Source organism: Marinomonas pontica, assembly GCF_036322735.1.
Taxonomy (GTDB): Bacteria; Pseudomonadota; Gammaproteobacteria; order Pseudomonadales; family Marinomonadaceae; genus Marinomonas; species Marinomonas pontica.
The window spans coordinates 1,909,381-1,925,788 of record NZ_AP027271.1 but is presented as its reverse complement, the minus strand read 5'-3'; the positions used below and the strand labels follow the sequence as shown (position 1 = coordinate 1,925,788).

General features: G+C 44.0%; 15 protein-coding genes. 7 read left to right on the top strand and 8 right to left on the bottom strand.

What is annotated here, in order from left to right; translation table 11 throughout:
* Nucleotides 1–127 precede the first annotated feature (127 nt).
* On the top strand, nt 128–1,198 hold the full coding sequence (locus AABA11_RS09010; RefSeq protein WP_338267175.1) for an ABC transporter substrate-binding protein: 1,071 nt from the start codon (nt 128–130) through the stop codon (nt 1,196–1,198).
* On the top strand, nt 1,185–3,506 hold the full coding sequence (locus tag AABA11_RS09005; RefSeq protein ID WP_338267172.1) for an EAL domain-containing protein: 2,322 nt from the start codon (nt 1,185–1,187) through the stop codon (nt 3,504–3,506). Before AABA11_RS09010 ends, AABA11_RS09005 begins: the two co-directional genes overlap by 14 nt.
* 10 nt (nt 3,507–3,516) lie before the next feature.
* Here the strand turns inward: AABA11_RS09005 and AABA11_RS09000 are convergent, their stop codons facing one another.
* The 5 genes from AABA11_RS09000 to AABA11_RS08980 all read right to left on the bottom strand — a co-directional run bounded on the left by AABA11_RS09000 (nt 3,517) and on the right by AABA11_RS08980 (nt 7,976).
* Nucleotides 3,517–4,632 (bottom strand): PQQ-dependent sugar dehydrogenase, encoded by a 1,116-nt coding sequence (locus tag AABA11_RS09000; RefSeq protein WP_338267170.1) that lies wholly within the window; start codon nt 4,630–4,632, stop codon nt 3,517–3,519.
* Nucleotides 4,633–4,832: 200 nt separating this feature from the next.
* On the bottom strand, nt 4,833–5,354 hold the full coding sequence (locus AABA11_RS08995; protein ID WP_265729801.1) for a sugar O-acetyltransferase: 522 nt from the start codon (nt 5,352–5,354) through the stop codon (nt 4,833–4,835).
* Nucleotides 5,355–5,444: 90 nt separating this feature from the next.
* Complete coding sequence (gene tal / locus AABA11_RS08990; protein ID WP_265729802.1) at nt 5,445–6,395, bottom strand: transaldolase; 951 nt, start codon at nt 6,393–6,395, stop codon at nt 5,445–5,447.
* 5 nt (nt 6,396–6,400) lie between these two features.
* Entirely contained in the window at nt 6,401–7,426 is a 1,026-nt protein-coding gene (dusA, locus tag AABA11_RS08985; RefSeq protein ID WP_338267167.1) for a tRNA dihydrouridine(20/20a) synthase DusA, read from the bottom strand.
* A 334-nt stretch (nt 7,427–7,760) separates the two neighbouring features.
* The gene (locus AABA11_RS08980; RefSeq protein WP_265729803.1) at nt 7,761–7,976 is read right to left on the bottom strand and encodes a DUF1127 domain-containing protein; all 216 of its coding nucleotides are present in this window, start codon (nt 7,974–7,976) and stop codon (nt 7,761–7,763) included.
* A 506-nt stretch (nt 7,977–8,482) separates the two neighbouring features.
* On the opposite strand from AABA11_RS08980, the gene AABA11_RS08975 reads away from it, so the two are divergent.
* Nucleotides 8,483–9,037: a YaeQ family protein gene (locus AABA11_RS08975; RefSeq protein ID WP_265729804.1), complete on the top strand. Its 555-nt coding sequence runs from the start codon at nt 8,483–8,485 to the stop codon at nt 9,035–9,037.
* Between the two features lie 37 nt (nt 9,038–9,074).
* Here the strand turns inward: AABA11_RS08975 and AABA11_RS08970 are convergent, their stop codons facing one another.
* Entirely contained in the window at nt 9,075–9,818 is a 744-nt protein-coding gene (locus tag AABA11_RS08970; protein ID WP_338267164.1) for a dienelactone hydrolase family protein, read from the bottom strand.
* A gap of 102 nt (nt 9,819–9,920) precedes the next feature.
* Here AABA11_RS08970 and AABA11_RS08965 point away from each other — a divergent pair, with 102 nt between their 5' ends.
* The 3 genes from AABA11_RS08965 to AABA11_RS08955 all read left to right on the top strand — a co-directional run bounded on the left by AABA11_RS08965 (nt 9,921) and on the right by AABA11_RS08955 (nt 13,496).
* Nucleotides 9,921–11,039, top strand: coding sequence for a tRNA-queuosine alpha-mannosyltransferase domain-containing protein (locus tag AABA11_RS08965; RefSeq protein WP_338267161.1), 1,119 nt, complete (start codon nt 9,921–9,923; stop codon nt 11,037–11,039).
* A 297-nt stretch (nt 11,040–11,336) separates the two neighbouring features.
* Entirely contained in the window at nt 11,337–12,656 is a 1,320-nt protein-coding gene (locus AABA11_RS08960; protein WP_265729807.1) for a YjiH family protein, read from the top strand.
* 108 nt (nt 12,657–12,764) lie between these two features.
* Complete coding sequence (locus AABA11_RS08955; protein WP_338269649.1) at nt 12,765–13,496, top strand: hypothetical protein; 732 nt, start codon at nt 12,765–12,767, stop codon at nt 13,494–13,496.
* A gap of 60 nt (nt 13,497–13,556) precedes the next feature.
* Here AABA11_RS08955 and AABA11_RS08950 read toward each other — a convergent pair whose 3' ends face one another.
* Entirely contained in the window at nt 13,557–14,090 is a 534-nt protein-coding gene (locus AABA11_RS08950) for a glutathione peroxidase (protein WP_265729808.1), read from the bottom strand.
* Between the two features lie 91 nt (nt 14,091–14,181).
* Nucleotides 14,182–15,519 carry an alpha/beta fold hydrolase gene (locus AABA11_RS08945; RefSeq protein ID WP_338267157.1) on the bottom strand — a complete coding sequence of 446 codons (1,338 nt, stop codon included), beginning with the start codon at nt 15,517–15,519 and terminating at the stop codon, nt 14,182–14,184.
* Between the two features lie 304 nt (nt 15,520–15,823).
* On the opposite strand from AABA11_RS08945, the gene AABA11_RS08940 reads away from it, so the two are divergent.
* Complete coding sequence (locus AABA11_RS08940) at nt 15,824–16,381, top strand: CBS domain-containing protein (RefSeq protein WP_338267155.1); 558 nt, start codon at nt 15,824–15,826, stop codon at nt 16,379–16,381.
* Nucleotides 16,382–16,408: the final 27 nt, after the last annotated feature.

The window sequence follows — 16,408 nt, the reverse complement described above, 5'->3', positions numbered from 1 at the left end:
ATGAATGGGTGAGGTTTATGTATTGTTATTGAAAGATTGTATGATTTTTAACAAAGGTTTACCCTTTTTGTGTATTTAATCTGATCTAGATACGATACTTTTTTACTTTATATTTTTGAGAGAACCCATGAAGAAATTACGTATGATCGCGACATCACATCTTGGTTCTTTCTTTCTGTATACCTCATTGGTTTTATCATTTGACGCCCACAGTCAGCAGCCAACGCTGAATATTTTGAATTGGGATGACTATCTTTCAGAGCAAACCATCAACGAATGGGAAAAACTCACTGATTCAAAAATACGACTAATAACGTATGACAATGAAGACATGAGAGATTTGCTTCTCACGGACACCAAACAGCATCAAATTGACCTTGCGATTGTGGATGTTCAATCCGCCAATAAATTAGCGAACTTGGGCTACTTGTTTGATCTGAATGTTGCGCAGTTTAAAGGCAATATCGAACCGAAATGGCTCGAAACATGTGGTGATCATGCTGTCCCGTATTTATGGGGAACGTTAGGCATTGCATACCGAACCGATAAAGTCACTTCTCCTGTCGATTCGTGGGCGGACTTGTTTTCTTCTAGACAAGACCTAAAAGGTCATATCGCAATGTTGGGCGATTATTACGGACTGAGCGCACCCGCTTTAATACATTTGAACTTGTCGCCTTATACAGACAAAGAACAAGATTTAAAAAAAATGTATGAACTTTTAAAGCAGCAAAGTGATGATGTTCTCACCTATGATTACGCTCCTTCCTATCTACTGGACGCGGAAAACAAAGACGATATGTACGCAGCAGTTGTTTACAGTGGTGATCAATACACCATGAACGACAGCATTGGAAAAGACGTTTGGAAGTATGTGCTACCCAAAGAAAGCTCTTTTCTCTGGTTGGATTGCTGGGTGATTCCCGCTAACTCCGAAAAAAAGGTGTTAGCTCAATCATTTATTGATTATATTGGCCGAGCTGATGTTGCCGCTGCGAACTCTGAAAGCATCGGCGTTGCCACAGTAGACCTAAGAGCTTACCAATTACAAAGCTCAGAAATGCGAGAAGATGAATTAATTTATCCATCACAAGAGGTTTTAGATGGCTTGTATTCTTTTCAAATGTTATCAGACGCGAACATAAGAAAACGCATTCGAATACAAGAAGCGATCAAGGTTATTCATGAATCTAAATAAGCGATTGGTTCTTTTACTCTTCCCAATCATTCTATTTGGGTACGGGATCGCTACTTTTTTTGTGTATCAATACCAAAAAAGCAGCGTAATTGAGTTAGAACAAGCGAAACTAGAGCAACGCATGTTTCAGCTGCAAAGTGTCTTTAAAGAAGAATCTTCTGCTGTAGACAATGCAATGGCCCTCTTTTTGGAGGGCGGGTATTTATCGGACTTTTTAACCTCGGCTTCTTCTAGTTATCGTGATATTGCACTCAGTCAGGGGTTGAATGTACTGACCTCCCAGATTTTGTCTAATAAACCCAATAGCCGACTTTCGTTTGCTTTATACAACGGAAGTGGCGACGAATTATTTTATTATGAGCGAAGCGCTGACCCTTTTGCCACCATAAGTAATGAGCAGTTTGGGGTAACCCAAAAAATGATTGCTCATCACATAACGTCTAGCTGGGAGCTGTTTCATAACAGCTCAGATATAAGCGTAGTGAAGGGGCGCTTATTGGACAGGGTGGCGCTTCTGCCATTTAAAGGTCGTGATATTAATGACAGTGTTCAGCTGTCTTTTGCAGTTCGTATGGATCAGTTTTCCGACTATTTGTCGACGTTGGAACAGTCGTACAACGCAACGCTTGTTTGGTCCAATCAGATTTTACCCGTTGAGAATGTATTCGCTCACTCGATACAGCTTTCGCCTAACCAGTTTCTTACTATTAAGCCAAATGCTTCGGTATTGGCAAGGCCGTTATTGAATTTACGGATACAGCTTATATTTGTCGCATTTTTTCTTGGCGTGATAACTTACGGATTATTAATATATTTGATTTCTCGATTCATCACCGCGCCGATTAGCGCTCTTGATAACGAACTCACGCAGGTGATGGAGTACCAAAAAGAAAACATTTCCCCCACCGAAAGTAGAAGTGAAATTGGCCAGTTAAGTAAGAAGTTTTACGTGTTATTTGAGCAGTTGCAAAATAACTTGAAAAAAAACCACGAGATGGCCATTACGGATACCTTGACGTCCTTACCAAATCGTTTTCGTTTTTATGAGTATGCAAAAAGTGCATTGATTAAAGCAGAGCAAGACAAACGATTTGTCTCCTTGATATACATTGATTTAGACAACTTTAAATTTGTAAACGATAAGTTAGGTCACGAAGCGGGCGATGACCTCTTGTGTTTTTTAGCAAACGATTTGCAGCGGTTGATTAAACCAATTTTACAAAGCCAAGGTGGTTGCATGGTGTCTCGCTTGTCTGGCGATGAGTTTGCCATTGTGCTGACTCATAAAGTTGCCGTGGATGAGGCGGATGACTTGGCTCAGTCTGTGGTCGCTCTTTTCGAGGGGGGCTACCAGTCAGATCATTACTATTTTCCTGTTTCTGCGAGCATGGGTATTGCCACTTACCCTGCAGATGGCCATAACTTAAAAGAGTTGATCGCTAATGCAGACATGGCGATGTACAACGCAAAACGTTCAGGAAAAAATCGCTACAAACATTATTCCGAAAACATCGCTTCCGCTGCGCGCCGTACCAAAAGCATCGAAACACAGCTGAAAATGATCGATTGCGATAAAGAGTTCTCACTTGTGTACATGCCTTACACGTCGGCGAACATGCAAATTAAAGGCTTTGAAGTGCTGATTCGCTGGCATTCTGCGGAGCTAGGTGAGATTCATCCGGATGAATTTATTCCCATCGCAGAGCAAACCGGAACCTACGCTAAAATAGACCATTGGGTGTTTGAAACCGCGTTTAAAAGCCTTCCCAAAATTCGTGATGTTTTCGGTGAAGAGTGTGTTTTATCGATTAACATCTCAGCGGCTGAACTGGGTCATCATGTTGTACTAGACCGCCTTATTGAGCTGAAGGAACAATATGGCATTGAAGACAAAAGTATTGAACTTGAGTTGACCGAAACATTCAGTTATGTGCAAACGAGTTCCGTATTTGATGTATTGAATGGATTGCAAAAGGCGGGCTTCAGTATTGCGATAGATGACTTTGGGGTAGGCTATACGCCGCTTCTTCATATGATCGATTATCCAGTCGATAAGGTAAAGCTAGACAAGGTTCTCACCGAAAGAGTGACCAAGCCCGAATACGCAAAGTTGTTGCCTGCACTCATCGAGCTGTGTCACTTGCAAGATATTGTTGTGACCGCGGAAGGCATAGAGAACACCTCTCAGTATAAGAATCTAAGAGAGGCAGGTTGTGATTTCTTCCAAGGCTATTGGTTATCGAAACCAATGACCTTGGATGAGCTGGAAAATTGGTATTATGTTTACAGCAATAAAGGCAATCTTTGACGCGACGGTTTTAGTGTTCTTCAGGCAAGATATCCAGTGTTATCTTTAAAAGCTTTCCCGAATCTGTCCCGATGTAAAGAGCGCCTTCAGAATCTTGAGCAATCGATCGAAGGCGTTCATTCAAATGCTGCAAGTAACGTGTTTCTGTTGTTTCGCCATCTTTCTCGATTTTAATTCTGTTTAGATGCCTTAACGCCAACGCAGTAGACAAAAAGTCACCGTTCCAGTTAGAAAATAGCATTCCTTTATAGCGAATTAAGCTGCTGGGTGCGATTGATGGAATGAACACCTTGGCCGGGTTATCTATGCCGTCTTTTTCTGTGCCTTCTCCCACACTAATCGGCCCCCAATACTCTTTACCATAGGACACAATAGGCCAACCATAATTCGCGCCTGGGCGGATCAAATTGATCTCATCGCCGCCTCGTGGGCCATGTTCATTGGACCACAGCGTGCGGCTATTTGTATCGTAAAATAATCCTTGAGGGTTACGATGTCCGTAGCTCCAGATTTCATTTCGGATATTAGCGTGGGTCACAAATGGGTTATCTGTAGGGATGCTTCCATCTAAATTCAGGCGGATGACGCTCCCTGCGTGATTGGTTAAATCCTGTGCATTTTCTCGAACGCCACGATCACCCACGGAGAAAAAAACATGGCCATTATCGTCAAAGGCAATGCGTCCACCATAATGCTTGGACTCTTTTGTGGCAGAGTCAGTGACCAGCAGATCTTGCCAGTCAGCGAGTGTATTTCCGAGCAATTTGGCTCTGGCTAGTGTGGTTTTTGAACCGTCGTCAGTTGGCTTAGCGTAGGTAAAATACAGCCAATTGTGTTCTTTGAACTGTGGCGATTTAGCCACATCCAACAAGCCACCTTGGCCTCGATTATCAACCTTTGGTAAGCCCAAAAGCGGTTGTTTCTGTCCATTATTAAGATTGACTTTAAACGCTGTGCCTTTTTTGATCGTAATAATCGCTTCGTTATCATTGATCATGGCGATCCCCCAAGGGATACCATCAAACTGTGTGATGTTTTTGATGCTTAATGCTTCATCCACGACCGTATCAGAGGCGCTAGCATTGAGCGCCAACAGGCTAGCTAGAAATAAAATTAGTGTTTTCATAAGGCGACCTCATTCTCGCGAATTTGCGTGCAGTATATACAAAATAGTCGAAAGAAGAGGATGTGCGAGGCTATTTCCACAACAATTGCGGAATGCTTGCCTAGTTGGATGAAGTATTCAGATAGGCCTTAATTAAGGTCTCAACGCGTGTATATTGATGGAATTATGCACAAATATTACCGACAAAAAGTGACAATAGATTAGCCGAAGAAGCGTTCGTTTTCCGCGACATTTCGCGTTACTACCGCATTAGCGGCGATAATGGCGTTATTGCCAATCTCAATGCCGGGGAGAACTTTGGCACCACCGCCAATCCAGACTTTATTGCCTATGGTAATAGGGCGTGCAAAACATTCGCCAGACGCGCGTTGGTCTGCATCCCTTGGGTGATCTACCGTATAGAGATGAACGCCGGGGCCAATTAATACATCATCACCAACATAGATATTGGCACTGTCTAAGAAAATACATTGGAAATTAATAAAGACACGTTCACCAAGGTGAATCTGTGACCCATAGTCGCATTGAAAACCGGGTTCAATCACCACGCTGCCAAACTCCGCAAACAAACGAGTCACATGGCGAAGGTTGCCCTTGCTTGGGTGCGCATTGAATTTAGCACAGGCAAGACGAGCCGCTTCTCTGCGTAGGCGAAGATCGAGGTCGATCGCGTTAAACGGCTCGCCTTGGATCATTTTTTCTAACTCTGTTCTTTCGGTCATAATGCGTTCTTTTTTGTGGAAACTAAAAAAAACGCGACCAAGGCCGCGTTTTTTAGTACGCCGAAGCGTTAAATCGTTATGGTGCTACGATTAAAGCATAGACGCCAAAGTGACTTCTAGTTTGCGTTGATCCGCTGCGAAGTTACGAATGCCTTCAGACAACTTTTCAGTTGCCATAGCGTCCTCGTTCATCGCCCAGCGGAACGCCGCTTCAGTGATCGCCGCCGGCGCAGGTTTCACATCCGTTGTTGGTGTCAATTTACGCTCTAGTTTGCCTTCATCTTTCTTCAATTCTTCAAGCAGGTTAGGGCTGATCGTCAAACGGTCACAACCAGCAAGCTGCTCGATTTCGCCGATGTTACGGAAGCTCGCGCCCATCACAACAGTCTTGTAACCGTGTTGCTTGTAGTAGTTGTAGATTTCAGTCACAGAAACCACACCAGGATCGGTTTCTGCCGTGTACTCTTGGCCAGTCGATTTTTTGTACCAATCAAGAATACGACCAACGAATGGAGAAATCAGGTAAACGCCCGCTTCCGCACAAGCCTGTGCTTGAGCGAAAGAGAACAGCAAAGTCAGGTTACAGTTGATGCCTTCTTTTTCTAGTTCTTCTGCGGCTTTAATGCCTTCCCAAGTAGACGCGGCTTTAATTAGAACGCGGTCACGAGACACGCCAGCTTCTTCATAAAGTGCGATCAATTTACGGGCTTTCGCCAGAGTCGCTTCTTTGTCAAAAGACAAACGCGCATCGACTTCAGTGGAAATGCGACCTGGAACGTATTTTAGAATTTCCGTACCAACAATAACCGCAAGCTTGTCGCCAGCGTCTAGAATTTGCTGCTCTTTGTCATCGCTCTGTGTTTTTGCCCAAGCAACCGCTTGGTCAAGGAAAGGCGCGTATTCAGGAATTTGTGCCGCTTTTAGCATCAAAGATGGGTTGGTCGTTGCATCTTCTGGTAAAAAGTCTTTGATGGCTGTGATATCACCGGTGTCGGCCACAATGGTCGTGAACTCTTTTAACTGAGATAACTTATTGCTCATTGCTCTTATCCTTTGTGTTGATGATGTTTGACCAAATCGATGGCCTCTAATAATACATTTATCTTTGCGTCGGCTTTATGACCATTTTCAGAAAGATAACGACGGAACTGTTTGCCGCCGGCTTCCCCCTGAAAAATACCCAAAATATGTCGGGTGAGGTGCAATAATCGTTCGCCTTCTTCTAGCTTGCGCTCCACATACGGAACGAAAGCCTCTAGTGCTTCGTAGCGACTCGTCACTAACGCTGGGTTACCAAAAAGTTGCTCGTCCACTTGGCTTAATAACCAAGGGTTGTGATAAGCCTCGCGGCCAACCATAACGCCATCCACGTGAGCTAATTGGTCTTTGCATTCTGTTAGGGTTTTAATGCCACCGTTCACAATGATTTCAAGGTCTGGGAAATCTTTCTTTAGTTGGTGGACATAGTGGTATTTCAGTGGCGGTACTTCACGGTTTTCTTTTGGACTTAAGCCTTCCAAAATCGCATTGCGAGCATGGACGATAAAAGTACTCACGCCCGTGGTCGCCACATCACCAACAAAATCGCGCACCACGCTGTAATCTTCTTGGTCATCTAAACCAATGCGGTGTTTGATCGTTACTGGAATATCGCAGTTATCTTGCATTGCTCGCATGGCGTCTTTTACCTTATCTGGGTAAGCCATCAAACACGCACCGATTAAACTGTTTTGTACTCGGTCACTTGGGCAACCCACATTAAGGTTAACCTCATCGAAGCCCGCTTGCTGCGCCATTTTTGCGCATTTACCCAACGCAACCGCGTCAGATCCACCTAACTGCAACGCAATAGGGTGTTCACAACCATCATATCGTAAGAATCTTTCAGGATGATTGCCTTGCAGCAAAGCACCCGTTGTCACCATCTCGGTATAAAGCAGCGTATTCCTAGTTAACGTTCTCGCAAAAACACGGTAATCGCTGGTGGTCCAATCCATCATGGGTGCGATGGAGAATCGACGATCAAGCTCAGCGCTTGAATTTACTGGGGCAGCCCCATTATCTAGTGACATTGTTATGCTATCGAATAAGTTCAAAAAAGCGCCGCGATAAAGAGCTAAAACGCTCTGCGACAGATGCACAACATTATGTCATAAAATTACAAGATTTCTAAGCGTCTGATCGAACATTAAAGTTCGAATTTGGCGAATTTGGGGTCAGATGAAAATAGGTTGTGAATTTAACCAACGTTCATTGCCTTAATTTTCCATTGGCTTATTCCAAGCCATTTACTCCAACATGAGCATTCCTACAAAAACGCCTTTCGCTACTAAGTAACGAAAGGCGTTGTGGTTATCCTACCCATTGCTTACCGTCACCTTAGAGCCATCTAAGGTGACAATCGGGTCACCCGTCGCTCGGTTGTTCTCCCGGCGGTATGTAAGCGTGTTCTAAAGGTTGGCTCTCGAGGTCTTTTTTCCCTGCCAATGGACGAATGTGTCCGTTGTCGCGATAGAAGCCAATGTCTTTTAGGTAATGGTCGTCCAATTGACGAAACAGTTGATTGGTGCGGCGCGCTTCAAAATATTCTTTAGCGGCGTTGAATAGGGCGATGATACTCATAAGTTTTCTCCAAAATAGTCGTTTTAATGGTGCTTTTTTGGCGGAACTTACGGGGTTGTGTCTAATAGAGGTGACCGCGTAAATTCCGCGGTCAATGGTGAATTACACAGGCATTGAACGCGCAGGCAACGTTGAGCGAACTCGGTTATTACAGCGAGTCGTCATGGAGTAAGTAGAATGATTGCGAATAAATGTGATCATGGTGCTTCTCCTTAACGTTGTTTGGTGTCAATTGTGTAATATTTGCTCGAATGAGCTTCTTGATTGAGCCTTTTTTCGTGTCTTATGTCAATTGCTTATATCGAAATAATCATTCTTTTTTTGCACACATTACGCCGTTTGCATAATGACGAAAAACAGTCTGCATATAAGGGTATGGTGAGTGTTTTTTGCTGTACAATTCGTCGCGATTTTCTTGGCTTCTTTTTAGTAAGTTTTGTAGTCAACTTTTTGCAGTTAACTCTTGTGGTTAATTTTTTGTAGGCAATAACGTAGTAAGTGAGCTCATGGCGACGAAAGCAACAGTTTATAAAGCATCGGTTCAAGTGTCTGATATGGATCGAAATCATTATCAAAGTTATGAGTTAACTTTGGCGTTACATCCCTCTGAAACCGAAGAGCGCATGATGGTGCGTTTGGCGGCGTTTGCGCTATTAGCTGATGAAAAAGAAGGCGGCGAACAATTAAGTTTTACCAAAGGCATCAGCACAGAAGATGAACCGGATCTTTGGCAAAAGAATTATTCCGATGAAATTTTGCTTTGGGTGGAGTTAGGTCAGCCCGATGAAAAGCGTTTACGCAAAGCTTGCGGTCGAGCTCAACAAGTGATCGTTGTGAATTACAACGACAAATCTGACATCTGGTGGGAACAGAACAAAGGCAAGAATAGTCGTTTCGATAACCTAAGAGTATTGCAATTCCCTGAGTCTCAAGTCGAAGCCTTGGCAAAAATCTGCACTCGTTCTATGCAATTGAACGTGACTATTCAAGACAGCGAAATGTGGATCTCTGGTGAGCTAGGCGAGTGTGCTATGACGCCAATGTGGCGAGGCGAGCAATAAGCTCACCCCGACGACCACGAAACGAAAAATTAGCGTATTAGGCTTTATGCAAGGTGCGTTGGAACAGCGCAACGGCTTTGTTGTAACACTCTAAGGCGAGGGCAGGGTCGTAACGATCGCCTTCGTCGCGCATAAACGCATGCTGGCCGTTGAATTCATGCCAAGTGAATAAACGGTCAGTGTCGATTAATTGCTGGTAAATTTTCTGACGACCTTCTGTTGATACGTGCGGATCTTGTTTGCCCCACACCATGGTCAATTCCCCTTGAATCTCTTTGGTGCGAGTGAAAGAGTCATTGCCTTCGTCACATGGAATGGTATTCGAATGAATGTCTGTTGCGTACAAACAAAAGGACGCTTGGATGCGAGGGTTTAACGCCGCACGATACGCCAAATGACCACCTAAACAAACGCCCATACTGCCAAATTGTCCTGTGCAATACTCTTGTTGTTCAAAGTATTCGAGCATCGCAACCGTGTCGCTGTCGTGGGCTTCCAGTGTTTTGGTAAATTTGTCTGCGTTGCCTTTGTCTTTGCCTTCGTCGTCATAACCTAATACGGTACCGATCGGGTTAAGTTCATGAAACACTTCAGGCACAATAACCACAAAACCGTGTCCTGCCATGATGGCAGCGGAGCGAGCAATCGGAGCAGTTTGTTGGAAAATTTCAGAATAAAAGAAGACACACGGAAAGCGACCTTCTGCTTGAGGGCGGTAAACGGTGCAGCGCATCAGGCCTGTTGGCGTGTTAATATCTTGATCGTGACGTTGAATGATCATGTTATTCCTTAAAGGATTCGTTATTTTCCTACATGATATTCGACCCATGGCCGTTGAGCCAGCGACAAAGACCAAATTAAACCAACAAATGAGACCTCAATCGTGCGAATTTTATTGATCAGTGCTTACGAAGCCAGCAGCCATAAAGCGTGGGCGAAGACTTTAATGAGCGGAATGAGTCAGCATGATTGGGAGTATGTGTCTTTGCCTGCTCGACACTTTGCGTGGCGGATTCGCGGTAACGCCATGAGTTTTGCGTTTGATCCGCAATTTAAGTCCGTGATAGAGCAGTCATACGATGTCGTGATTGCGACGTCTATGACAGACGTTGTTGGGCTGAAAGCCTTTTGCCCAAACTTACAGAACATTCCTTGGCTGCTGTATTTCCACGAAAATCAATTTGCCTATCCGGCCAGCGACAAGCAGCAAGGCTTGGTGGAAATGCAGATGGTGACTATGTACAGCGCATTGGCTGCAGATGTCTGTGTATTTAATAGCCAATTTAATAAGGACACTTTCTTTGGTGGTGCGCGTGCTTTACTAAAAAAGCTGCCTGATTATGTCTCACCAGATTGGTTGCATGGCACAGAATCCAACGCTCAAGTGCTTCCTGTGCCATTAGAAATGTCCACTTCGATTGAGGTTTTCATGCCAGAAGAGGGCGTGAATACAAAAGCGTCGAAACGAATCAAATTGGTCTGGTCTGCGCGTTGGGAATTCGACAAAGGGCCTGATCGACTGTTGGCTATTTTAGAAGAACTAGAGCGCCGCGATGTAGACTACGAAATTGCCATCCTTGGTGAGCAGTTTCGCTCTGTTCCAAAAGAGTTTGATCAGATCCAAGCCAAGTTTTCTCATCGAATCACGCAATTTGGCTTTGCCCCAAGCCGAGCGGATTATTTGGCTTTTCTGGCTTCGTCAGATATGGTGTTGTCGACTGCGCTGCATGAGTTTCAAGGTCTTGCCGTTCTCGAAGCCGTGGCCTTGGGTTGCGTGCCTGTGCTTCCTAATCGACAGGTGTATCCTGAATTGTTTGGTGAGTCGTTGAGCGCAAAGTCTTATCTGTATCAGAGTGACTTAAAGAACATTGAAAATGAAGCCAAATACGCGGTGAATTTGATTCAGCGACATGCGACAGAAAACACCGAAGCGCCCTCAGTCAGAGCATTTTATGCCGAAAACTTACTTGACCAGTACGATACGCTGTTGAGTTCATTATGAATAAATCAAAATCTATGTATATACAAGCTGTTCGATTGAGTGGAACTTCTTCCTAAACGTTTTTTCTTAACCGTCTTTTAATTCCCCACTATCAGAATGACCTAAATGCGTGCTGAGGGCTTTATATTGCGCTTATTCTGTGCGATATTGGCGATTCAGGTGCTTTAAAATAAAAACAACATACGAGAAGTCATCAGATAAAAGAGCTTATTGCCCCATTTTTATATGTATATACATGTTGGTATGTCTTTTGCTTTTTCTCTTTTTGACTACTCACCTTCTTATAGGAAGCCTAATATGAACGTTACAGACTCAAAGACTGGCGTTGTCACGCCGCTGTCTCTTCTCAAACTTATTGCTTATAGCTGCATTGGTATTTTTGTCTTTTTCATTCCGATCGATATTGGCGGAAAAACGACAATCCCGCTGGATCATATTGTTTCTTGGTTACGTAAAGACTTTGCCGGAATGGCTGAGGTGTACGCGATTTTAGTTGTTCTGGCGGGTGGCGCTTACCCTTTCGTTTCGGGTAACTGGCGTGCCAGTAAAACCCAAACCGTCTTGTCTATTTTTAAAGTATTGGGCGTGGTAACCGCTGTCATGGCATTTTTCTCAGTGGGGCCGGCTTTTTTATTCGAAAAAGACATGTTGCCGTTCTTGTTTAGTAAATTGGTGGTGCCGGTTGGTCTGATCGTGCCGATTGGCGCGGTGTTTCTTGCCTTTTTGATTGGTTACGGATTGCTTGAATTTGCTGGCGTGCTTTTACAGCCGATTATGAAGCCTCTGTTTAAAACGCCAGGTAAATCAGCAATTGATGCGGTTGCGTCTTTTGTTGGCAGTTATTCTATTGGTTTGTTGATCACCAACCGAGTGTATAAGTCGGGTCAGTATTCCGCAAAAGAAGCGGCGATTATTGCGACTGGCTTTTCTACTGTCTCGGCTACTTTTATGGTTATCGTGGCGAAAACACTGGGTTTGATGGATGTTTGGAATGTTTTTTTCTGGGCCACTTTATTGATCACTTTTGTGGTGACGGCAATCACAGTACGCATTTTTCCGCTTAGCAAAATGGACGACACGGCAGAAAGCCGTGAAGTCGAAAAATTCGAGCATTCGCGCTTCAAACATGCTGCGTTGGAAGGGCTTGAAGTTGCAAGCAACGCCGCGCCCATTGGTCGGAATATCCTGCAAAACATCAAAGAAGGCATGTTAATGGCAATGAGTATTTTGCCTTCTATTATGTCGGTGGGTTTATGTGGTTTGTTATTGGCGAAGTACACGCCAGTGTTTGAATGGATTGGTTACCTGTTTTACCCGTTCGCATGGCTCGCACAATTGCCAGACCCAATGATGGTGGCGACGGCCTCGGCAACGGGTTTGGCTGAAATGTTCTTGCCAGCCTTAATCGCCGCGAAAAGCGTCTTCGTTGTGAAGTTCGTGGTTGGTGTGGTGTCTATTTCATCCATACTTTTTTTCTCTGCTTCAATCCCGTGTATCTTGTCGACCGAGATCCCACTGAGTATTAAACAAATGCTGATCGTTTGGTATCAGCGTGTGGCCTTAACGATTCTCATCGCTTCGCCCGTGGCGTTTTGGGCTGAACAGTTTGTTCGCTGATTGATAAAGATTGCCCTTTCAAAACGAAATAAAGCGCGCTAAGCGTGTTTTATTTCGTTTTTTCCGTTTTAATACTCTCTCCTCATCCAATGACTGCTTTTTGTGACAATGCCGACACTTCGTTATTCATCGATTTATTTTCCTGTCTTTATGGTTCTCTGGCTTGGTTTGTTTCTCGATAGCAGCATGGTGGCCGAGCACATTCTGTTTAATCAGTGGACTACTAATTTCTTGGTATTGATCTGCTTTGTTTGGGTCTATTTGCGTGTTACCGCAAAAATAAAAAAGCTGATGCTTTATGGTGTTGCGCTGGCGCTGATTGGGGAGGTGATCTTTTCCATTTTTTTGGGCATGTACGAATATCGGCTTGAGAATGTCCCTATTTATGTGCCGCTTGGTCACAGTCTGATCTACGCTGCTGTGTTTTATATTCAAAAGGAAAACATCATTCAGCGTAACAAGGCGCGTGTCATTTCGATTTTATATTGGGCAATGATTGGCTATTCAAGCCTTTGGCTGCTGTTCGATCAGGATGTTTTTGGCTTTCTTTGTACGCTGGTGATTGTATTGCTATTAAGAAAGCAAACCGGTAACGAGCTGTTTTTTCTGATTATGTTTTTCATGGTGGTGTATTTGGAACTGTTGGGAACCTATTACCAGTGCTGGTTTTGGCCCGACACTTGGTTCGGTAAGGTGCCTTTCATTGTGAGTAGCAATCCGCCGAGTGGTATTAGTGTGTTTTACTTTGGGTTTGATATTGGCTGTTTGTGGATGTATAAAAAACTGAATCGACAGAAATGGAACCGCATGAAGATATTTAGACAAATCCGGTCTTCATAACCAAAAAAAAGAGTCACGTTATTGGCGTGACTCTTTTTTGTCTAGGCTTTGCTTTAACGCTTATAGATCGGCTTCAATCGATGCAACCAGTGCATCGTCTTTTGGTGTCACATCAGGAGAGAAGCGCTCAACCTTGCCATCTTTGGTGATCAAAAATTTTTCAAAGTTCCAAACCACTTCTGGTGCTTTTGTGGCTTCGATTTTATGACCTGCCAACATGTTAACCATAGCATCTCGATTGGGTGTCACTGGCGCTGCTTCAATTAAGTTCTTGTACAGGGGATGCTTGTCTTCACCCGTCACAACAATTTTGCTGAACATGGGGAAGGTTACATCGTAGGTAAGGCTGCAGAACTGTTGAATGTCTTCATCGCTACCTGGTTCTTGACCTGCAAAGTCGTTGGCAGGGAATCCTAAAATCTCCAAGCCTTGCTCGTGGTATTTTTTGTACAAGGCTTCAAGGCCTTCGTACTGTGGTGTTAAACCACATTTTGACGCAACGTTAACCACCAAAACGGTTTTGCCTTGGTAGGCTGATAGATCAACGCTTTTGCCTTGGATGTTATTAACGGTTAGGTTCAATGGATGGCTCATAAAAATTCCTTATCAATGTAGGTTCGATTTGACGATCTTAGCGGTTTGTCGTCTAAACAATGCGGAAAAATTGCATAACATTGTGATTGTCTTATTTCGAGACTTTTAATGGGCCGCCTTGGTCTAGCAATAGTTCACGTAATTTACAGAAGACTTCTGGCGATTGACGAACGCCGTCGTGTTCGTAGCTGTTGGTTAGCCAAATTTGCGTGTTGGCAACTTGCTTCACTGTTTTTAATGACAGCTCGCGCGGCACATACATGTCGTTTTGATACACCGCGGCTACGACGGGCACCTTGTTTTTAGCAAGTTTTTCAAGATCATAAAGTGGCGCGTAGTCTTGGTATTCCGCTAGTGCGTTTGCTGCCCCAGCAAAAGGGCGCAATGAAGCGATTTGCTCAAACATCCATGGATAGATCATTTCGCCAGTAAGCATCAAAGGCGAGTGTGTTGCGTCAAACTCACCAAATTGCGCACGCAATTGTTGAGCCGACCACGCGGTGCTTTTGTTTGGTTGGCCGTAAATGCTCTCATGAATTACCGCAAAAAGTGGGCCTTCGTGGTAAGTTGTGAGGTTCATCACTTGCTCCAAAAACACATCACTGAGTTGTGTCTTATCACTGCCCGCAAAGGCCTCATCAATTAACCAATGTACTTGGTCAATTCCAGGCCCCATGCCCAAGAGAATGCCAATACTTTGGAATCGTTCTAGAGTCAGTTGATCGCCATCAGGCAGCAGCACTTTGTTGTTGGTTAAACAGTCAGCAATTTTTGCCATGACGTTGGCATCTTCTGGATAGCGCGCATAATAGTCTTGGTTTTTTTCGATCACGCGCTGATAGGTTAGCTGATACACCTCTTGTGCGGGTTCTTCCAATCCAGCTAAACCGCCTGTTACATAGCACGCCGCTAGGCCTTCTGGTGCTTGGGATAGATACGTTAAGGTGATAAAGCCACCGTAGCTTTGTCCTAAGGTTTCGAACAAACGGCCGCCATAAACGGTTTTTCTTAAATATTCGCAGTCGGCGACAATGCTGTCGGCACGAAAGTTAAGTAGATAATCTCGGCCTTCTTCGGCAGACATTTTTCTGATGAGGTTCGTATCGATCCGGCTGCTGCGGCCAGTGCCACGCTGGTCGATCAAAATGATGCGATGGGTTTTTAACGCTTCCGCCATCCAAGAAGGAGAGCCCGGCATTGGGCGAGGGGATTTACCACCGGGGCCACCTTGTAAAAACAGCAATAAAGGCAGCTCATCACTCGCGTGGTTCACGTCTACCACTTCACGCGCAAACACAGAGATCGTTGGACGGTGTTTAATGGGGGCGTTATGGTTCCTGTCAGAGGAATGCCAATCCAAAGGAACCTCTAATTCGAATTCAGTAATGAGCATGCCTTTCATCTTGTATTGCTTTTTTGCAGCGTTCATTTTCTCTCCGTTATCTTGGTGTCGCCCTGTTTATTGTGGGTCACTTTAGCATTAGCCGGTGCTTGAGCTCGACTGTTTTCCACTAGCAATTTCCTATGGCAATTTTGGCAGTGTGCCTGTTGAGAAAGAACGAATTGGTATCCGAGGAAAACAGCACGGAATATGGAATTGGCGTACTTCCTAGCCTTGTAATTGTTATTTTTAGTACCAATCTATTACTCTATGTAAAATGATTAGATATGCTTATTAGCAGTCTCATTGCCTTTTAGATTTACGACAAGACCGCGCTACGGAGTGCCTTTATATGAAAACATTAGACTTTTACCCAACAACTGACATCGACGAATTGGCTTGGCCTGAAGAAAATTACGACCTTACTATCGATTCCCCAGCACTGAGTTTTTTTACTGATTTTCAAAGCAACAAACCTTTGATTGTTGAGTCCACATGGTCTGTATTAAACGTAAAAGAGCTGATGCAAAAAGAGCACGTGCGCTTAAAATTTGTCATTGATGAAAATAAGCATTTTATTGGTGTTGTTAGTGCTGATGATATTATTGAACGAAAAATTGTTCAAAAAGTATCGGAAGGCTTAGAGCGATCTGAAATCGTCGTTGCTGACCTAATGACAGCTAAAAAGAATTTAAAAGCATTGGATTGGCAGGACATTTCCAAAGCCAGTATTTCTGATGTCATCACCGCCCTTAAAAATGATGGTGAACGTCACTGTCTTGTTATGGACCGTGAGAATCACAAGATTCGCGGCATTTTCTCTGCCAGTGATATTTCGCGCAGACTGCGTCTTAATATCGATATTCAAGAAAAAACCAGTTTCTCTAAAGTATTTACCGCCACACTTTAAAAGTTTAGCGAATAAAATACAGCCAGT

Bases quoted from the DNA above. Each gene is read 5' to 3' on its own strand.
- AABA11_RS08970 (WP_338267164.1), bottom strand. From the start codon at position 9,818: ATGATCATTCAACGTCACGATCAAGATATTAACACGCCAACAGGCCTG.
- AABA11_RS09005 (WP_338267172.1), top strand. From the start codon at position 1,185: ATGAATCTAAATAAGCGATTGGTTCTTTTACTCTTCCCAATCATTCTA.
- AABA11_RS08945 (WP_338267157.1), bottom strand. From the start codon at position 15,519: ATGAACGCTGCAAAAAAGCAATACAAGATGAAAGGCATGCTCATTACT.
- AABA11_RS08980 (WP_265729803.1), bottom strand. From the start codon at position 7,976: ATGAGTATCATCGCCCTATTCAACGCCGCTAAAGAATATTTTGAAGCG.
- AABA11_RS08975 (WP_265729804.1), top strand. From the start codon at position 8,483: ATGGCGACGAAAGCAACAGTTTATAAAGCATCGGTTCAAGTGTCTGAT.
- tal (WP_265729802.1), bottom strand. From the start codon at position 6,395: ATGAGCAATAAGTTATCTCAGTTAAAAGAGTTCACGACCATTGTGGCC.
- AABA11_RS08950 (WP_265729808.1), bottom strand. From the start codon at position 14,090: ATGAGCCATCCATTGAACCTAACCGTTAATAACATCCAAGGCAAAAGC.
- AABA11_RS08995 (WP_265729801.1), bottom strand. From the start codon at position 5,354: ATGACCGAAAGAACAGAGTTAGAAAAAATGATCCAAGGCGAGCCGTTT.
- AABA11_RS08940 (WP_338267155.1), top strand. From the start codon at position 15,824: ATGAAAACATTAGACTTTTACCCAACAACTGACATCGACGAATTGGCT.
- AABA11_RS09010 (WP_338267175.1), top strand. From the start codon at position 128: ATGAAGAAATTACGTATGATCGCGACATCACATCTTGGTTCTTTCTTT.
- AABA11_RS08955 (WP_338269649.1), top strand. From the start codon at position 12,765: ATGCCGACACTTCGTTATTCATCGATTTATTTTCCTGTCTTTATGGTT.
- AABA11_RS08960 (WP_265729807.1), top strand. From the start codon at position 11,337: ATGAACGTTACAGACTCAAAGACTGGCGTTGTCACGCCGCTGTCTCTT.
- AABA11_RS09000 (WP_338267170.1), bottom strand. From the start codon at position 4,632: ATGAAAACACTAATTTTATTTCTAGCTAGCCTGTTGGCGCTCAATGCT.
- dusA (WP_338267167.1), bottom strand. From the start codon at position 7,426: ATGTCACTAGATAATGGGGCTGCCCCAGTAAATTCAAGCGCTGAGCTT.